This window comes from Flagellimonas okinawensis, from assembly GCF_029194005.1.
GTDB lineage: Bacteria > Bacteroidota > Bacteroidia > Flavobacteriales > Flavobacteriaceae > Flagellimonas > Flagellimonas okinawensis.
Window position 1 is genome coordinate 397,725 of sequence record NZ_JARFVA010000003.1, and the last position, 17,767, is coordinate 415,491.

The window sequence follows — 17,767 nt, forward strand, 5'->3', positions numbered from 1 at the left end:
TCAATCTTTAGAGAAAACAGATTTATTCACCATTAAAAATTATACTATGAAAAAGCTATTCACTATACTATCATTTGCAACTTTAACCGCTTTTGCCGGATACGGTCAGAGCCAAAATTCAGGCGTAATGAAAGCCACTACACAACTTAAAACTTTTACCGTTTCTGAAAACGGCGTGGAGAAAGAGTACAGCGTAAAGGTTATGGAGCGAAGAAAATATGGTCTGGAACTTAACAACAAGGATAAAGGTATGGTCAACCAAGATAGAAAACTAACCTCTCCTTTTGTAACCAAGTTAGTGGCTATCGACAGCAATTCAGATGCTAATTATGATGACTATATGGTATTGAAATACAAAGGTAGCGAGAACAACGATTTTGAAGTTGTACAGACCGATAACGGTTTTGATATCAATGTGGATAATAAATCCATGCACTACAATGTTTTGGAGAACAATTATCTCGTAGACAAGAAAAACAAAAACTTCTTTATTATCGAAGAGTTTGAATCGAAATAGATTATTTAATTTCGTTTTTTGATTGATGATGAAGCCAGGGATTAACCCTGGCTTTTTCTTTGACTGAATGAATCGATTAAAACTTATATTTGAAACTTAAATTCAACCTATGGATTCTTGGTTACGCCCTGTTCAATTGGAAGGCGAATTGGTAAAACTTGTCCCCCTGCAGAAATCGCAAAAAGTGGACTTGGTCTTTGCCGCTTCCGATGGCAAGCTTTGGGAGCTTTGGTACACTTCCGTTCCTTCCCCAAAAACCATAGATTCCTATTTGGATATTGCCCTTTCCGACCAAGAAAAGGGGAAAGCGTTGCCTTTTGCGATCATCAACAAGAAAACCAACACCATAATTGGGAGTACACGCTTCTTAAATGTAGATGCAAAAAACAAAAGAGTGGAAATCGGAGCCACTTGGTATGCCAAAAAAGCGCAGCGGACAGGAATAAATACAGAGAGCAAATACCTCATGCTAAAGTATGCTTTTGAAAATTTGAACTGTATAGCGGTAGAGTTTCGCACCCATTTTCATAACCATCCTTCCCGAAACGCCATTCTCCGTTTGGGCGCAAAACAAGATGGTATTTTAAGAAACCATAGAGTGGATGAGTTCGGAAATTTTCGGGACACCGTTGTTTTTTCCATTTTGAACAGCGAATGGAAGACTGTAAAAACATCCTTAGAATATAAGATGGGGAAGAGCTATTTGGGCTAGTCTTTGCCCAACTTCAACAGTTTTGCAAAATTGTAACTGGCCAGTTCAAGGTTTTCCACGGTCCTGGCCTTGGCATCGTCTAAATTCCCGATTTGATTAAGGATAGAAACCGCATAATCCAATCCCATTTTTTCCATTTCATCAATCGTCACATCTATGGAACCGCAAAATGCCGCAATAGGAACCTGATGTTTTTTTGCAGATTGCACTACCCCATTAATGGTTTTACCTGAGAACGTCTGCCCATCCAATTGTCCCTCACCGGTGATGACCCAATCAGCGCCTACCAAGACTTTATCAAAATTGGCGATTTCCATCACCAAATCCACCCCTGAGGCCAGTTCAGCATTTAAAAAAACCACCGCGCCACCACCAAGTCCACCAGCAGCTCCTGCACCAGCAATTTGTTGCACATTAATTTTAAAAGTGGATTTCAGTACACCCGCAAAACATTCCAGTCCTTTATCCAAAAAGGTTATTTCTTCAGTTGATGCGCCTTTTTGTGCCCCATAAATTTTGGCCGCACCATTTTCCCCGTAAAAGGGGTTGTTGACATCACAGGCCACTTGAATTTTGGCATCGGACAACTTAGGGTTCACCTTGTCTTTTTTGATATCCTTCACCTTGCCCAAATTTTTCCCTATGGGCTCCAGTTCATTCCCTTCAGCATCCAAAAAAGAATAGCCCAAGGCCTTGGCCATACCCATGCCCCCATCATTGGTGGCACTTCCTCCTATACCCAACACAATACTTTTCGCTCCCCTTTCAATGGCATCCACAATCATTTCACCAGTCCCCAAAGTGGTGGTGTCCATGCAGTTCATCTCGGATTTTTCCAACAATTTATAGCCCGATGCTTCCGACATTTCAATAAAGGCTGTTTTCTTTTCCTTGGAGAATAAATATTCCACCGTGATTTCACGAAACAAAGGGTCCTTTACCTTTACAGAAACTGAAGAGGCATTGAGGTAATCGGCCACCACGTCAATGGTTCCATCACCTCCGTCCGCCAAAGGTCTATTGACTATTTCCGCAAATGGAAAAACTTTTTTGATGCCTCGGGCAACGGTTTCACAAAATTCGCGTCCTGTTAAAGAGCCCTTATATTTATCGGGTGCCAAAATAAATTTCATCCCTACAATGTACTCAAGTTAATCGAGTTAACCCAGAGAATTTCATCTGTATCGGCACAAAATACATTGCGGCACAAGTTTTGAACATAAAGAGCAAGTACATACCTTTAATAAAATTACATCATGAAAAAAGCAATCATTTTTATAGCGACCGCATTGTTCACCACAACAATGTTCGCCCAATCCAAAAACTTTTTGGACATCCCATATTTGGAAACACATGCCCAAGTTGACACCATGGTCACTCCAGATAAAATTTACCTCAACATCATCATCCAAGAGAAGGACACTAAAGGCCGAGTTTCCATAGAGGAGCAGGAAAATCAAATGGCTCAACGCCTAAAAGCACTAGGGATTGATCTAGAGGAACAACTCGTGATAAAAGACGCCAGCAGCAATTTCAAAAAATACTTTTTGCGCCAACAAGAAGTGCTAAAAAGCAAACAATACGCTCTGCTGGTCTATTCCGGTAAAGAACTGGGCGATGTAATGTTGGCCCTTGAGCAATTGGACATTGCCAATACCAGAATCGAAAAAACAGAATACTCCAAAATGGACGAACTGGAACTGGAACTTAAATCCAAGGCGGTAAAAAAAGCCATGCAAAAGGCCGATGCCCTCACAAAACCTTTGGGACAAAAGGTAGGTATGGCCATACATATTGCGGACAATTCCCAATATTATCCGAGGTACAACCAAGCTCCCATGATGGAAATGAAGGCCGTTTCTGCGGATATGGGCCAGGCACAGCCTTTGGACATAGACTTTGAAAAAATAAAGGTGGAAACCACTGTAAATGTAAAATTCGCCTTGTCCAATTAATGGTAAGGCATTCAATCATCAATCAAACAAAACCAATTATGAAATCGATCGCACTTATTTTAATGTTCAGCGCAGGGCTGGTTTCCGCACAAGAAACCATGCAGTTGCAAGAAGGCCAGTCATCACCAAAAGCAAGTTTGGAAGACGTTTCCTGGATAGAAGGTCAATGGACCGGGGAAGCCTTCGGGGGTATTGCCGAAGAGATTTGGAGCGCACCTTTGGGAAATTCCATGATGTTCGTCTTCCGAATGGTCAACGAAGGCAAAGTTTCCTTCTACGAATCTGGCCATATTCAACAGCTGGATGATTCGTTGATACTCCAGCTCAAGCACTTCGATGGCAACATGAAAGGATGGGAAGAGAAAGACCGGACCATCGATTTTAAACTGGTGAAACTCGAACCCAACAAAGTATATTTTGAGGGACTCACCATGGAAAAAATAAGTGACGACCAAATGAATGTTTGGGTCTTGATCGAAGAAGAAGGCCATACCGAGGAAATACTTTTTGCCTACAAAAGAGTAAAGTGATTTAGTTTCATTGGAATAGCTTGAATTAGTATCTTTAACGGACTAACTAATTCCAACACTCTCGTGAAATTAAAACCTCTACTTTTATGTGCCATGTTATTGGCATTGCATCCCATGGATGCCCAACGCAGAAACAAAAAATCAGACCAACCTTCCATTGTTGTCAACGACTCCCTATTCCCAGGATTAAAATGGCGTAACATAGGCCCTTTTCGAGGGGGGCGTAGCGTTACTTCATCCGGGGTTGTGGGACAACCGCACACCTATTATATGGGAACTACAGGAGGCGGCATCTGGAAAACCACCGATGATGGTGTAACATGGAAAAATATATCCGATGGATTCCTTAAAACAGGAACTGTTGGAGATATTGCCGTTTCCGAAACCAACCCCAACATTGTTGTTGCAGGAATGGGTGAGCACCCTGCACGTGGGGTAATGACCTCCATGGGGGATGGTGTTTACAAATCCACCGATGCAGGAAAAACCTGGGAACATATCGGATTGGATTATACACGTCATATTTCCGATGTGATTATTCACCCTACCAATCCCGATGTTATTTATGTTGCAGCTCAAGGCGCCCAATATGGGCCATCGCAAGACCGAGGTATTTACCGTTCTACAGACGGTGGCGAAACATGGGAAAAAGTACTTTATGTCAACGATATAACCGGGGCTTCATCCCTTAGTATGGACATGAACAATCCGCTCATCTTATATGCGGCCATGTGGCAGCACGAAAGAACGCCTTGGACCATTACCTCTGGGGGAGCTTCCTCTGGATTTTACAAATCCACCGACGGTGGGACTACCTGGGACAAAATGGAAAAAGGTCTCCCCAAAGAATTTGGGAAATCGGGCATATCCGTTTCCAGGGCAAATTCCGATGTGGTGTATGCCGTACTTGAGGCCGAAGGCGAAAAAGGCGGCGTTTACAAAAGTACCGATGCCGGAAAAACATGGAAACAGACCAATAAAGACCGCATCAATATCGCAAGATCTTGGTACTACATGGAGATTTTTGCAGATACCCAAAACGAAAATATCGTTTACGTACTCAATGCCCCGGTGACCAAATCCATTGATGGCGGAAAGACCTTTACCCCTGTCCCAACACCACATGGCGATAATCATGATCTTTGGATTCATCCAGATAACAACCAAGTTATGATCAACTCCAACGATGGTGGTGCCAATGTTTCCAATAATGGTGGTATGAGCTGGAGTTCACAAGAATACCAACCTACTGCACAGTTTTATAGGGTAATAACCGATAATCTAGTCCCCTACAATGTATATGGAGGACAACAGGACAATACCTCTGTGGCCATTGCCAGTAGAACAAGGGATGGTGGTATCGATTGGAAAGACTGGTACGCCGTGGCCGGCTGTGAAAGTGCCTATCTGGCATTTGACCCGGACAATCCCGAGTTTGTTTATGGCGGATGTTACCAAGGAATCATTGAAAAATGGGTGAAAGCTTCCCGTGAGGCAAAACCAATCAAGGAATACCCTGAATTGGGTCTCGGAAACATTCCCAAAGACTTTAAATTCCGATATAATTGGAATGCTCCGATCATTAGCTCTCCTCACGACAGAAATACCATTTACCATGCAGGTAATGTAGTGTTCAGAACCAAAGATGGCGGGTACAGCTGGGATGTGATCAGTCCTGACCTTACAAGAAACGAAATTGAAAAACAAGGGCCGGGAAGTGGTCCATATACCAACGAAGCTGCCGGTGGGGAAAACTATAACACGATTATGTACTTGGTGGAATCCCCACACGAGGAAGGTGTACTTTATGCCGGTTCCGATGATGGATTGGTACATATTACCAAAAATGGAGGCGAAAGCTGGGAAAACATTACTCCTCCAAACATCAAAGAGGGCATCATCAACAGTATTGAAGTATCCCCGCATGATCAGGCCACTGCCTATATCACTTTAATGCGATACAAGTCCATGGATTTGAATACCTACATCTTCAAAACCACCGATTATGGTCAAACTTGGACCAAAATCACCAACGGAATCGATGGAGAGCATACATTTGCCCGAGTTGTTCGTGAGGATAAAAAGCAAAAAGGATTACTGTACGCCGGTACCGAGACCGGACTTTATGTTTCTTTGGATGATGGCCAGCATTGGCAATCCCTGCAATTGAACTTGCCCGTTGTGCCGATCAATGACCTTATAATTCAAGATAATGATTTGGTGGCCGCAACTGCTGGAAGGGCGTTCTGGATTTTAGACGATTTGGGTGCCATCCAAAATAGTTTGACACCTGTCAATTCTTTACAGATTGTTACACCAAAACCATCGTACAGAATTTTTAACGGTAGTACCGACCAATATGTACCTGGGTTGGGTCAAAACCCAAAATCAGGGGTAACCTTCGATTATTATCTTCCGAAAAAGTTGGATTCCACCGAACTGAAGCTTGAAGTACTTTCGGGCGGAAAAGTAATCAGAACCTATACCAACCAAGCTCCAAAAAGCTTTAAGAGCTGGCCGGGCGGTCCATCAAAACCTAAGGTTTTACCCACTGCCAAAGGGTACAACCGATTTACATGGGATTTTTACCGCGAGCCTTCCCCTGCCATCGATAACGTATTTGGTTATGATGGATATGGAAGTTCTCGAGTAGCACCGGGTACTTTTACGCTTCGTTTAACTATGGGAGATGAAACAGTGGAGACCAGTGCCGTGGTATTGGCAGACCCATTGATCGATGCAACTGCTGCCGATTATGCAGAGCAACAGTCGTATCTGACCCGAATTGACGAAACTTTGGTGGACATGCACAAAGCGGTCAACCAAATGCGCACGGCAAAAAGTCAGCTCAAAAAATATGAGGAGCTATTAAAAGACAACGAAAGTGCGAAAGAATTGTTGGAGAAAGGCGATGCACTTTTGGAGCGCATCAATACTTGGGAAGAAAACCTGATTCAACCCAAACAGAAAACCTTCCAAGATGTAGTGAACTTTAGCAGTAAACTGAATGCTGATTTTATGCATTTGAGAGGGTTTATCGATGTGGCCGAACCCAAAGTTACAGAAGGCGCCAAAGAACTATTTAGGGACAATTTGGCCCAATGGAAAACTTTTGAAGATGAGAAAAATGCCATCGTAGGAAGTGGCATGAAAGAGTACAACGATATGTTCAAAGCTTTGGACATACCAGCCATTATTTTAACAGGAGAGTAATGGCAAAGACCTTTTGGACGGATCAGGAGTTCACAAAACAGGATTATACGCATCAAAAATTGCCCAAGGGCGATTACGAAAATTGCCGTTTTGTGGACTGCCTGTTCTCCGAGGGGTATTTGGACAACCAAAATTTTGTGGAATGCACCTTTGAGGGTTGCGACCTTACCAACGCCAATATTGCCCACACTACCTTTCATGATGTAACCTTTACCGACTGCAAAATGGTAGGTGTCCAGTTTGAAACCTGCAACCACCTCTTATTGACGCTTCATTTTACGGGATGCAATCTATCGGTGGCATCTTTTCAGGGTTTGAACCTACCGAGCATCATATTCGAAGATTGCAAATTTCATCAGACCGATTTCACGGAGACGTTTCTAAAAGGAGCTAAATTCACCAACTGTGATTTAGAAAATGCCATTTTTGAAGGCACTGATTTGGAAAAGACCGACTTTAGATCTTCCATAAATTTTAATATCGACCCTTCCCTCAATCGCCTGAAGAAGACACGTTTCAAGAAAGATGGATTGATTGGTTTATTAAAAAAGTATGATATTGTGGTATCCTAATCTTATCCTATGTCCGAAAGAAAATGCTTGGTTTGCGGTGAAAAGCTACTGGGCCGAATAGACCAAAAATACTGTTCCGACCATTGCAGGAATGCCTATAACAACCTTCTCAATAGAGATAGCAAAAATTTGGTGCGCAACATTAACAACAAGCTTCGTAAGAATTATAGAATTTTGGATAGCTTTCCCCTTAGGGACGGAAAAACAAAGACCACAAAAATGCGCTTGCTGGACAAAGGGTTCGATTTTGAATATATCACCAACCTATATACCACCAAAAAAGGCAGCACGTATTATTTCGTTTACGATCTAGGGTATCTGCCCCTAGACAACGATTATTTTATGATCGTAAAAAGGGAATAACTATTTCCAACTGTGAGAAGTCAGTTTTAGTGCAGCCACAACAATATCTTTTCTACTGATCTGACCGACCAAAATATCGTTTTTCATCACAGGCAATCTGCGCCTATTATGTCTATCGAAAACACCGGCCGCATCAAAAATGGACATGTCATGAGGAATGGTCTCAACATTCTTGGTCATAAAACGCTCCACACTTTTATCCAATATGGGTTGATTAAAATATCTACTCTCTGAAATCTGTTTCATACAATCCGCCTCGGACACAATGCCCACCAAAAACCCATTATTGTCCAACACGGGCCCACCGGAAATATGGTGCTTGGCAAAAGTCTCCATCACCTCCAAAATGGATTGCTCCGGAGAAAAGGTGATTAAATTTTTGGTCATATAATCCTCTACCAAAATCGGGGCATTATATTTCTTCTTGGACTCCTCTTTGCTTCGTACGCCTTGAAAACTTTTGATTGCCATATGGTTAGATTTTAAAGTTGATTAATAAATATAGCTTTTTTTAGCGAATAACCTAATTTTAACTATCAAAATATGAGAACCTTTCATAATTTCATACATTTAAGTTTCAACAACACTGAACCATGAAATTTTCCCGAACCTTAGCCCTAATTCTGCTCGTTATTGCCACCTATTGGAGTTTCAAATCTGCAATGCCCAACTATTCGCCCAATGAGGAAGTAGCTATGGAATCCTTTTCCACGGACAGGGCACTGGCGCATGTAAAACAGTTGTCCAAAGAGCCACATGCCGTTGGTTTTTCCGGTCATGAACGTGCCAAGGATTACATTATCGCTGAATTGAACAAACTGGGATTGGAAACCATTATTCAAGAGGGATATACTGCTGGAGATTGGGGCAACCTGAGTAAAGCGACCAATATTTTGGCGAGAATAAAAGGGAGTGGCAATGGCAAAGCACTCCTTTTACTTTCGCACTATGACAGTGGGCCACACTCCTCTTACGGGGCAAGTGATGCCGGTAGTGGTGTTGCTACCATTTTAGAGGGGGCAAGAGCATATTTAAGCACCAATACAACACCCAAAAATGACATTATTATACTTATTACTGACGCCGAGGAACTTGGATTGAACGGTGCCGACCTATTTGTAAACAATCATCCGTGGGCCAAAGATGTGGGGCTTGCCCTTAATTTTGAGGCCAGAGGCAGTGGTGGCCCTAGTTATATGCTCATTGAAACCAATAGGGGCAATGGTACACTGATAAAAGAATTCACCGAGGCCCATCCAAAATATCCGGTGGCCAATTCATTGGTCTACAGCATATACAAAATGCTCCCCAATGATACCGATTTGACCGTTTTTAGGGAAGATGGTGATATAGAGGGATTCAACTTTGCGTTTATAGATGATCATTTTGATTACCATACCGCACTGGACACTTATGAAAGGCTGGACAGGAATACCCTTGCCCACCAAGGGAGTTACCTAATGCCACTGCTCAACCATTTCAGCAATGCGGATTTGGGCAATTTAAAAAGCCTGAACGACTATGTCTATTTCAATATGCCCATTTTTAAACTTATCTCCTACCCATTTGAATGGATTTGGCCGATGTTCGGTTTGGCCATATTGGCATTTATATCATTGCTTGTTTTCGGGTTTCAGAAAAGCAAACTCAACATAAAGGATATTTTAAAAGGCTTTATACCCGTTCTGATAACATTGATAATAAATGGGCTTGCAGGTTATTTTTGCTGGTCCATTATTACATGGTGGTATCCGGGATTTAAGGACATATTACACGGCTTTACGTACAACGGATACACCTACATAGCGGTATATGTGCTTTTCTCTTTGTTCGTTTGCTTCTACAGCTACAATAAATTCCGTAAAATAAGTACATCCAATTTATTGGTCGCTCCCATTATTATATGGCTGATCATTTGTGGATTAGGGGCCCAACATCTTAAGGGTGCCAGTTTTTTTACAGTACCCCTATTTGGACTTTTGGCCGGCCTACTGGTCACCATTAATCAAGAAAAACCGAATCCGTTCCTTATGGTGTTTTTGGCCTTGCCCGCCGTATTGATATACTCCCCGTTCATTAAAATGTTCCCGGTAGGCCTTGGTTTAAAAATGATGATCGCCGCCACACTTTTAACGACTCTACTCTTCTATTTGGTGTTGCCCTTTTTTGGCCAACTAAAAAACAAAGGCAGATTGGCCTATCTGTTTTTACTATTGTTTTTTGCCTTTGGAATATCGAGCCATATCCAATCTGATTTTAGCGAATCAAAACCAAAACCGAGCAGCCTACTTTACATTTATGACACCGATAAAGATTCCACATTTTGGGCAACCTATGACCATGAGCTTATAAGCTGGAACAATCAGTTTTTGGGAGAAGCAAAAAGAAAACCTTCTTCAGAAACCATTTCCAGTAAATACAGGACCAATTTAAACTACATCTCCGATGCTCCTAAAAAAGATATTCCAACACCATACATTGATACCGTTATGGACACCATTATCGGAGAAAACCGTATTGTCGAACTCTGTATAACCCCGAATAGAAATGTCAATCGGTTGGAGGTTTTCACCAATCCCATTAAGCTAAAAAAAGCCTCGGTAAACCGTATTGAACTATCCCCATACTTCTTGGAAAATAGAAGCAGTAGATTGGTCACACATTATATAACCAATAATAATTTTACGGAACTACAATTGGAATTCCCGAAAGATTCCGTTCTAGAACTAACGCTGTACGAAGCATCGAACGATTTATTGACCCATCCTGATTTTAGCATTCCTGAACGACCCAAAACCAGCATTCCCATGCCATTTGTGTTAAATGATGCTATATTGATGATAAAAACATTGCGATTTGAGTAATAAAATAGGCGTTTTGGGATGTGGATGGTTAGGTTTGCCCCTGGCCGTGAAATTAATCGAGAAAGGATACCTGGTCAAAGGAACTACCACAACGGACGACAAAGTGGAGGTCTTGAAAACCGAGGAAATTGTTCCGTACAAGGTCAAACTATCCGAAAATGGAATCCAAGGGGACATCACAGGTTTTCTTGAACAAATTGGAACCTTGATCATTGATGTGCCACCAAAACTAAGAGGCGAACATACCGAAAGCTTTGTGGAAAAGATGAAATTCCTCCTTAAAGAAATCGAAAAGAGCCAAATTTCACATATTTTATTTGTGAGCAGCACCGCAGTTTATGGCAATGCAGCGGGGAAGGTATCCGAGGATTCGCCCGTACTACCCGTAACCGAATCGGGAAAGCAATTGGTCGAGAGCGAAAAGCTTTTTAGGGAAAATAAATCTTTTAAAACAACCATTATACGGTTTGGGGGTCTAATCGGCAATGATCGCCACCCTGTTACCATGCTATCAGGAAGAAAGGATTTGAGTGGTGGAAACCACCCCATTAACCTCATTCACCGCAAGGATTGCATCCATATGATCATTACTATTTTAGAAAATGCCTATTGGGATCGGATCTTTAATGGTGTGTATCCCCATCATCCCAAAAAGCAGGTTTACTATTTTGAGGAAGCGCAAAAAAGAGGGCTCCCCGCACCTACTTACAAGACCAATCGCGAAAACGAGAATGGCAAAATTGTGCTGAGCCTAAATTTTGAACAGTTGGGACATACTTTAAATACAACCATAGTCTCCTGATATAGCCTCATTACTTATCGTATTCTTAACAACCATGTTGGGATTTATTTGTTAGATTTGGCGCACTAAATTGAACATCAATGAAAAAGACTGTACTCTTATTGCTCCTATTCGTGAGCTTTAGTGGTATTTCACAAACCAACGAGACACTATTAAAACACTATCAGGCATTTTACAACGAAATGCGCATGCAAGGCGACATAAACGGAGTAATCAGTGCCCTTACCCACTTAAACGTAATAGCACCTTCTAAAGAAAGAAGGGACACTCTAGCTTTTGTTTACATGAACAATGGTAGGCATATGCAAGCGCTCAATACCATAGGTGTTGAAAAAAACGCAGACGATTCGGACCTTGCTGTTCAGGTAAAGGCCTTTTCACTCAAGTCCTTGAACCAACCCAAAAGGGCATTGGAGCATTTTGAGGAACTTAACTCGAGGAACCCATCACCTTATTTGGCTTATGAAATGGCCGACCTTAAAATACAAACTGGGGATATGGCCGGAGCTGCTACCAATATCGAATATGGAATAGCAAATTCCACGGATGAAATGAAATACGCTTTTTATGAGCGTCAACAACCTTATGAAGTGCCTTTGAAGGCTGCCTTCTATCATTTAAAAGGGCTTGCTGACTTTAATAAGGACAGGACTAATATCGATGGGGCCATTGCTTCCATTGACGAGGCCCTTAAGATTGCCCCAAATTTCAACTTGGCCAGTTTGAGCAAACAAGCTTTGGAATCCAGAAAGAAAGAAGCTGCAGAAGGAACCGAAAATTAAACTATTGCTTCTTCTTTAGTTCCAGCAGTATTTCATTGTCCTTTTCTTCCTTGATTTGGATAAGTTCGTCAACATTTTCGTTGGGCACTGCAATTGACAATACATAATGGGCAATCTTCCATTGCCCATTTACTTTTTTCAGTACTCCGGAACCCCTGCATATCTTCATTTGAGTATCCAGCAATTCATCGAACCAAGCAAAATTTCCGGATTCACCAAGGTAAATATTGCGCTGCACAGCAGTAAAGCTCCAAGCCTTTCCTCCATCAAAATAAGGTTTTGAGAAAGCCCTAAATTCATCGTTCTGCCAGTTCTCCATTGCATCCGTTCCCAGGAACACGCCATCCTTGGTCATTTTCCCAAAATAGGATTCAAAATCCGCATTGGCCGCAGCTAAATGCCACGCATCCAACACTTCGTCTATTTTTTGCTTTTCCGTGTTTTGGGCGTTGATGGCAATTGAAACCATCAACAATACCAGGATGGTTATTTTACGTTTCATCCAATATCAATTTTTTATCCAATTGGCTGTTCATTATCACATTTAACTGCTCTCGCATATTATTATATGCTTCCAACATTTGAATCGTGGGTTCGGTTGTGGGCTGGTTTTCCATAATACTGGCCTTTACTTTGTACAAAAAGGTTCGCATTACGGTTTGCCTGCTTTTAATTTGATTTGAATCAAATGGTTCGGGATAGCCTCCTTCGGACATTCTTTTCTCTTTCTCTATAAGATCATCAACGGCCAATGCAAGATCTTCGTTGTTCGTTGCCTTGTAGAGCACATCTACACTAGCATTTAGATCCTTAAATTGCCTCCAGTTTTCCACAATTGCGGTTGCCTCCGGATTGATCTCGGCCTTTTCGGGCATTTTTTGGTAGTTGAACTCAAGATCTTCGGTATTCACCTCGACCGCAGCTTTTTCAGTTTTTTTGCACGAGGCCAAAACCGATAACAAAACAAGAATGCTTAACAATTTTCGCATAAGCGAATGTACAAATTTTAATAAACGGTATCTTTGCGATCGAACCAAATTAACTTCAATTTTAATGCACAAACCCATATTGATCATAGGCGCATGTGGCCAGATAGGAACGGAACTCACCTTTGAACTCAGGAACAAATACGGTGCGGACAATGTGATTGCCAGCGATATCAGGGAAGGTAGTGATGCCCTGATGCAGTCCGGGCCATTTGAACTTTTGGACGCCACCAATTATTCTGCCATAGAAGATGTGGTGATGCATTACGAAATAGATGAAGTTTATTTAATGGCGGCAATGCTAAGTGCTACTGCGGAAAAATTTCCGATGAGAGCTTGGAACCTTAATATGAACTCTTTGTTCAATATTCTCAATTTGGCAAAGGAAAAGAAAATATCAAAGGTGTTCTGGCCATCGAGCATTGCTGTTTTTGGCCCCAATACACCTAAAGAGAATACCCCACAGAGCACGATAATGGAACCGAGCACTGTTTATGGGATAAGTAAGCAATCCGGTGAAAGATGGTGCGAGTACTACCATAAAAAATATGGAGTGGATGTCAGAAGTGTGCGCTATCCTGGGTTGATCAGCTGGAAAACCATGCCCGGAGGCGGTACAACGGACTATGCCGTGGAAATTTATCACGAGGCGCTTAAAACGGGTTCTTACGAAAGCTTTTTGGACAAGGACACCGAATTGCCCATGATGTATATGGACGATGCCATAAGAGCTACCATTAGTTTAATGGACAGTCCATCGGAAAACATAAAAGTGCGATCTTCCTATAATTTGGCAGGCATGAATTTTACACCGGTAGATGTTGCCGAAAGCATAAAGAAGCATATTCCTGATTTTAAAATCAGTTTTGCTCCAGATTTTAGACAAGAAATTGCGGATTCGTGGCCGAGCAGCATAGATGATTCCGCAGCAAAAGAAGAATGGGGCTGGGAACCAAGGTTCGATTTGGACCAAACAACAGATGAAATGCTAAAGAATTTGAAGGAGTAGTGTTTTACTCATCCTCGTCTTCTTCATCGGTTTCAACACTATCCTCATCGTTACCATCGTCATCATCAGAGTCGGAAAAGTCATCGCTGTCTTCCGGAATCTTTTCGTAATCCTCGGAATCAAAATTGTCGTCATCCTCATCCTCGTCAAAGTCGGCCATGGTGCGCTCCAACTTGGAACTGATCTTTACTAGATACTTTGTATCCTCGGTAGATACCTCAACGGCCTCAATGTATTCCCCCTTGAGGTTCTTGAAGTTGATCACATCATCATCCCCATAACCATCCGGGTATTTCTCCACCAAAAGCTTGAGCACCTCCGATGTCAATTTTTTATAGTCTACAATTACGCGCTTGAGGTTATTCATGATGTTGATATTACTGATTGCTCCTTATTGGAACAACTGTGATTGTATGGAAAAATTATAAAAAAAATATTGGCTTGTCAAAATTGAAACGATTTTATCGTCCAAAAATGATGTTATCATCAAGAAGGGGTTAAAAAAGCATGAAGCAGGACTATCCTGAAACAGATATTTTAAGAACTCCGAAAAGGCAATTATTGAACGTTGAAACGTTTTACTACCTTGACCGGCTGCATTTGCTCAGTAAAACCTTCTACTACCACTTCAAACTCTCCCTCTAAATCTGAAGTATAGAATTCCAATGCTATTGTAGAATCTTCAAGGGCAAAGTTTGGCTGCCATAACAGCTGATGCCTAAAATCGGGTATTTCGGCAAACCTATCGCTGGAATAATCTTGCTTAAAATACTTTTTCTGAGGTTCGGGCCTCAATAGCTCTATTCCATATAGATATCCTTTTTGGTAGTTGGCCGCAAAGTCGGCATCAAAGGTTTCCACATCAAAAACGCCTTGAAAAATTTGACCACCCACTACAAATTGGTCCCTTGCAATACGTATGGCCTTGACCCTTTTGATGTCGTAATTGATTAAGTCCTCGTGTTCCTGGATTACGATTCCGTCCACAATAACCAATGGTGAGTAACCCACATCCATATTGGTGGCCTCAAAATCACGGACAAATATGTTCTGCTTACCATCATCGTTATTGGCAATCCATGCATTGTCCACGATCTCTACCAAGGTTTCCCTAAATGTTGGGAACCTAGTATACTCATCGAGCACATATTCGAAAAACCTTTTACCGTATAAAGGGATAAAGTTGTTGTTTATCAATACGGTATCCGGTTTACTGTTAAAATATGCGTTTTCAATTTGGTTATGTGTGCTTCTTTTTTCAATGACATCCTTCATCTCCCTATCTAATACGAAGTGTTTGGAGGTCTTATTGGCATATTTTATTTCCGGTACATCATCAATCGTTACGCTATAATGTTCCTTGTCCGCTCCCCAAACTTGAAAAAGTGATTCGGTGTCCAAGTTTTCGGAATCCAGTGAGAACATAAATACTCCATCGGAATCGGTAGATACCATCCGATATTCGTACGCCTCACCGGGCAAGGAGAAAACAACCTTTTTATTGGTAGTTTCCAGACCATCTTTACTCGAAATCTCCCCTTTGATGATCTCCCCTCTCAGTTCTGGCAAATGTTCTGCTCCAGTAGGATTAGGATCAATTGCCGTAAATTTCTTGGTGTAATCCCGAGGTGACGTTCTCTCACCGTAATCCAAGTCTTTATATACTTTACGAACCGATATGGAATAATTACCCTTATAATTTGATGTGGGCACCAACTCTAATTCCACCTTTTCCCTAGTTCCAAAAAGCGCCTTGTTCAAAACCAACTCCAAACTTGTATCCGTAATTGTCCCGGTACTTCCACTAGCGTTGTTCCCTGACAAAGACTTGTCTCCCCAAAAGATTTCTTGATCGTTTGTATAGGGATTCAATATGATCAGTTCGTCGGAATAAAATGTTTCGGTAGACCAATTTTTCATGTAAGCGGTATATGCTACCAAGGTATAATATCCGGAATCCAGGTTGGTGGGAATAAAAATATCACCCTGTCCCATTCCATCTATCAATTTTACCTTTTGAATAATCTTGCGTTCCCCAGATTCATCCAACAACTCCACATAAGCCATTTTGCTCGCAGTGGACAAAGACTGATTTATTTTACTGAGTGCGTACAATTTAAAATTAAGGTATTCACCCGAAAACAACAGATTGGTATTATAATGTACATAAACACCTTCGGTGCCTATTCCATTGGTTAAATTGGAATACGCCGCGTCCTTTTGGCCAAATGCAGCCACAAACAAAAAAAAGGCCGTAATGTTTAACAAATACTTTTTTGGCATTGTCTTTAAATTATTGTTCTTCCCAAAAATCTGGCACTACGTTAGTTCCAAACAGCGTACAGTCCACACATCTGGCAGGTGCTACTTGATAAACAAATGGAGGATCTTCCCCAATGTATTTATATTGACCAGTGGTAATTCTTTGAAATAATTCCGGATCGGAAAGTGAGCTGTACCGCTCAAATTCACAGTCTCCCAAATAGGGAATATCGTTTCCAAATATCTCCTGAAAGCTGAAAAAGAAACGCCTTGTGGTAAAGGAGACCACCTCGAACAGGCCAACTACCTTAACACTGTCATCACTGACATGGCGAACATTCCCGACAATAAGTCCTGGTTGTGGTTGGGAAAAAAGGTTATCACTACTGGAAAAGCTTTTCAGGGTCTGATAGAATTCGTAAGATGCGTTGGTTTGGGCATATTGCTTAACCAGTATACTGTATCGATGTGCAATCCGCCTATCCCTGCGCTCTATAAATCGAATTGGAAAATCCACGACCTTGTTCTCCGATAGGTTATTGGTTTCCGTGATCAGTATGGAATTGGAGGTTTCCGTTACATAGCAAACCCGCTCTTCTTCTTCTTTATAGACAACTTCGAGCAGTGGTGGTGATTCGGTAACGACACTTAACTCCTGCAAAGGCTTATAAAAGGATTCAAACCTATAGGTTTCTTCGTATTCGTATCTAAAATAACCTTCGTTGTCCCCTGTTGAGGTTCCATCCACATAAATTTCCACGCCATCTTCTCCATTTTCGTTTGTGATCCTTCTAGCCCTAATGTCATCCACAGTGGTTGGTGCGGTAAGTTGTACTTGGCCAGAGGTAAACTCCTCGCCATTTTCGTCAACAACCCTTAATTGATAGTCTACTCCCGGTGCTGCGGCAAACACTGTATTGGATGTATAAATTCCCGGTGAAGTCTGCTCAAAACCAATGGTACTACCACCGTTTACGAGCACTTCGACCGTAGCTCCGGACACTTGAACCTCATCTTCCCCTTCTTCATAGCTACGGGATATATAAATCTCATGTTGTTTGGCCTCTGTGGTGATACTCGCGTTTACGATCAAGATATCCTCAAAGTCCGTTGTTTCTACTTCAAAGGGCTCGGTACATGCACTTAAAGTCAGCACTACTGCTACTAACAAAAAGATGATATGGTTTTTTGTGGGCATGC

At 41.7% G+C, this 17,767-nt stretch carries 18 protein-coding genes; 11 read left to right on the plus strand and 7 right to left on the minus strand.

The genetic code is table 11. From position 1 onward, the window contains the following. Positions 1 to 46: 46 nt before the first annotated feature. Positions 47 to 517, plus strand: coding sequence for a hypothetical protein (locus PY091_RS11390; RefSeq protein ID WP_275649779.1), 471 nt, complete (start codon positions 47 to 49; stop codon positions 515 to 517). A 109-nt stretch (positions 518 to 626) separates the two neighbouring features. Beyond that, positions 627 to 1,229 (plus strand): GNAT family N-acetyltransferase, encoded by a 603-nt coding sequence (locus PY091_RS11395; protein WP_275649780.1) that lies wholly within the window; start codon positions 627 to 629, stop codon positions 1,227 to 1,229. Here the strand turns inward: PY091_RS11395 and PY091_RS11400 are convergent. Beyond that, positions 1,226 to 2,362, minus strand: coding sequence for a glycerate kinase (locus PY091_RS11400; RefSeq protein ID WP_275649781.1), 1,137 nt, complete (start codon positions 2,360 to 2,362; stop codon positions 1,226 to 1,228). The genes PY091_RS11395 and PY091_RS11400 overlap by 4 nt on opposite strands. A 123-nt stretch (positions 2,363 to 2,485) precedes the next feature. On the opposite strand from PY091_RS11400, the gene PY091_RS11405 reads away from it, so the two are divergent. The 5 genes from PY091_RS11405 to PY091_RS11425 all read left to right on the plus strand — a co-directional run bounded on the left by PY091_RS11405 (position 2,486) and on the right by PY091_RS11425 (position 7,862). Further along, entirely contained in the window at positions 2,486 to 3,184 is a 699-nt protein-coding gene (locus tag PY091_RS11405; RefSeq protein WP_275649782.1) for an SIMPL domain-containing protein, read from the plus strand. Positions 3,185 to 3,222: 38 nt separating this feature from the next. Continuing rightward, positions 3,223 to 3,714, plus strand: coding sequence for a DUF6265 family protein (locus PY091_RS11410; protein ID WP_275649783.1), 492 nt, complete (start codon positions 3,223 to 3,225; stop codon positions 3,712 to 3,714). A gap of 114 nt (positions 3,715 to 3,828) precedes the next feature. After that, positions 3,829 to 6,927, plus strand: a complete 3,099-nt coding sequence (locus tag PY091_RS11415; RefSeq protein ID WP_417957159.1) for a VPS10 domain-containing protein — start codon at positions 3,829 to 3,831, stop codon at positions 6,925 to 6,927. Beyond that, positions 6,927 to 7,499 carry a pentapeptide repeat-containing protein gene (locus tag PY091_RS11420; protein WP_275649784.1) on the plus strand — a complete coding sequence of 191 codons (573 nt, stop codon included), beginning with the start codon at positions 6,927 to 6,929 and terminating at the stop codon, positions 7,497 to 7,499. The genes PY091_RS11415 and PY091_RS11420 overlap by 1 nt, the downstream gene beginning before the upstream one ends. 9 nt (positions 7,500 to 7,508) lie before the next feature. Further along, the gene (locus tag PY091_RS11425) at positions 7,509 to 7,862 is read left to right on the plus strand and encodes a hypothetical protein (RefSeq protein WP_275649785.1); all 354 of its coding nucleotides are present in this window, start codon (positions 7,509 to 7,511) and stop codon (positions 7,860 to 7,862) included. On the opposite strand, the gene PY091_RS11430 is transcribed toward PY091_RS11425, so the two are convergent. Then, positions 7,863 to 8,333, minus strand: a complete 471-nt coding sequence (locus PY091_RS11430; protein ID WP_275649786.1) for a CBS domain-containing protein — start codon at positions 8,331 to 8,333, stop codon at positions 7,863 to 7,865. Positions 8,334 to 8,455: 122 nt separating this feature from the next. Between PY091_RS11430 and PY091_RS11435 the strand changes: the two genes are divergently transcribed. The 3 genes from PY091_RS11435 to PY091_RS11445 all read left to right on the plus strand — a co-directional run bounded on the left by PY091_RS11435 (position 8,456) and on the right by PY091_RS11445 (position 12,310). Next, positions 8,456 to 10,726, plus strand: a complete 2,271-nt coding sequence (locus PY091_RS11435; protein WP_275649787.1) for a M28 family peptidase — start codon at positions 8,456 to 8,458, stop codon at positions 10,724 to 10,726. Beyond that, positions 10,719 to 11,528 carry an NAD(P)-binding domain-containing protein gene (locus tag PY091_RS11440; protein WP_275649788.1) on the plus strand — a complete coding sequence of 270 codons (810 nt, stop codon included), beginning with the start codon at positions 10,719 to 10,721 and terminating at the stop codon, positions 11,526 to 11,528. The genes PY091_RS11435 and PY091_RS11440 overlap by 8 nt, the downstream gene beginning before the upstream one ends. A gap of 80 nt (positions 11,529 to 11,608) precedes the next feature. Beyond that, positions 11,609 to 12,310 carry a hypothetical protein gene (locus PY091_RS11445; RefSeq protein WP_275649789.1) on the plus strand — a complete coding sequence of 234 codons (702 nt, stop codon included), beginning with the start codon at positions 11,609 to 11,611 and terminating at the stop codon, positions 12,308 to 12,310. Position 12,311: 1 nt separating this feature from the next. On the opposite strand, the gene PY091_RS11450 is transcribed toward PY091_RS11445, so the two are convergent. Together PY091_RS11450 and PY091_RS11455 are read right to left on the minus strand one after the other, a co-directional pair. Continuing rightward, positions 12,312 to 12,812 (minus strand): nuclear transport factor 2 family protein, encoded by a 501-nt coding sequence (locus PY091_RS11450; protein ID WP_275649790.1) that lies wholly within the window; start codon positions 12,810 to 12,812, stop codon positions 12,312 to 12,314. Next, the gene (locus tag PY091_RS11455) at positions 12,802 to 13,299 is read right to left on the minus strand and encodes a hypothetical protein (RefSeq protein WP_275649791.1); all 498 of its coding nucleotides are present in this window, start codon (positions 13,297 to 13,299) and stop codon (positions 12,802 to 12,804) included. Before PY091_RS11455 ends, PY091_RS11450 begins: the two co-directional genes overlap by 11 nt. Positions 13,300 to 13,363: 64 nt before the next feature. Here PY091_RS11455 and PY091_RS11460 point away from each other — a divergent pair, with 64 nt between their 5' ends. Beyond that, the gene (locus tag PY091_RS11460; RefSeq protein ID WP_275649792.1) at positions 13,364 to 14,305 is read left to right on the plus strand and encodes an NAD-dependent epimerase/dehydratase family protein; all 942 of its coding nucleotides are present in this window, start codon (positions 13,364 to 13,366) and stop codon (positions 14,303 to 14,305) included. A 4-nt stretch (positions 14,306 to 14,309) separates the two neighbouring features. On the opposite strand, the gene PY091_RS11465 is transcribed toward PY091_RS11460, so the two are convergent. The 3 genes from PY091_RS11465 to PY091_RS11475 form a co-directional block, all read right to left on the minus strand. Continuing rightward, positions 14,310 to 14,672: a hypothetical protein gene (locus tag PY091_RS11465; protein ID WP_275649793.1), complete on the minus strand. Its 363-nt coding sequence runs from the start codon at positions 14,670 to 14,672 to the stop codon at positions 14,310 to 14,312. Between the two features lie 191 nt (positions 14,673 to 14,863). Further along, on the minus strand, positions 14,864 to 16,588 hold the full coding sequence (locus tag PY091_RS11470; RefSeq protein WP_275649794.1) for a hypothetical protein: 1,725 nt from the start codon (positions 16,586 to 16,588) through the stop codon (positions 14,864 to 14,866). Between the two features lie 10 nt (positions 16,589 to 16,598). Further along, positions 16,599 to 17,765 (minus strand): DUF4249 domain-containing protein, encoded by a 1,167-nt coding sequence (locus PY091_RS11475; RefSeq protein ID WP_275649795.1) that lies wholly within the window; start codon positions 17,763 to 17,765, stop codon positions 16,599 to 16,601. Between the last annotated feature and the right edge of the window lie 2 nt (positions 17,766 to 17,767).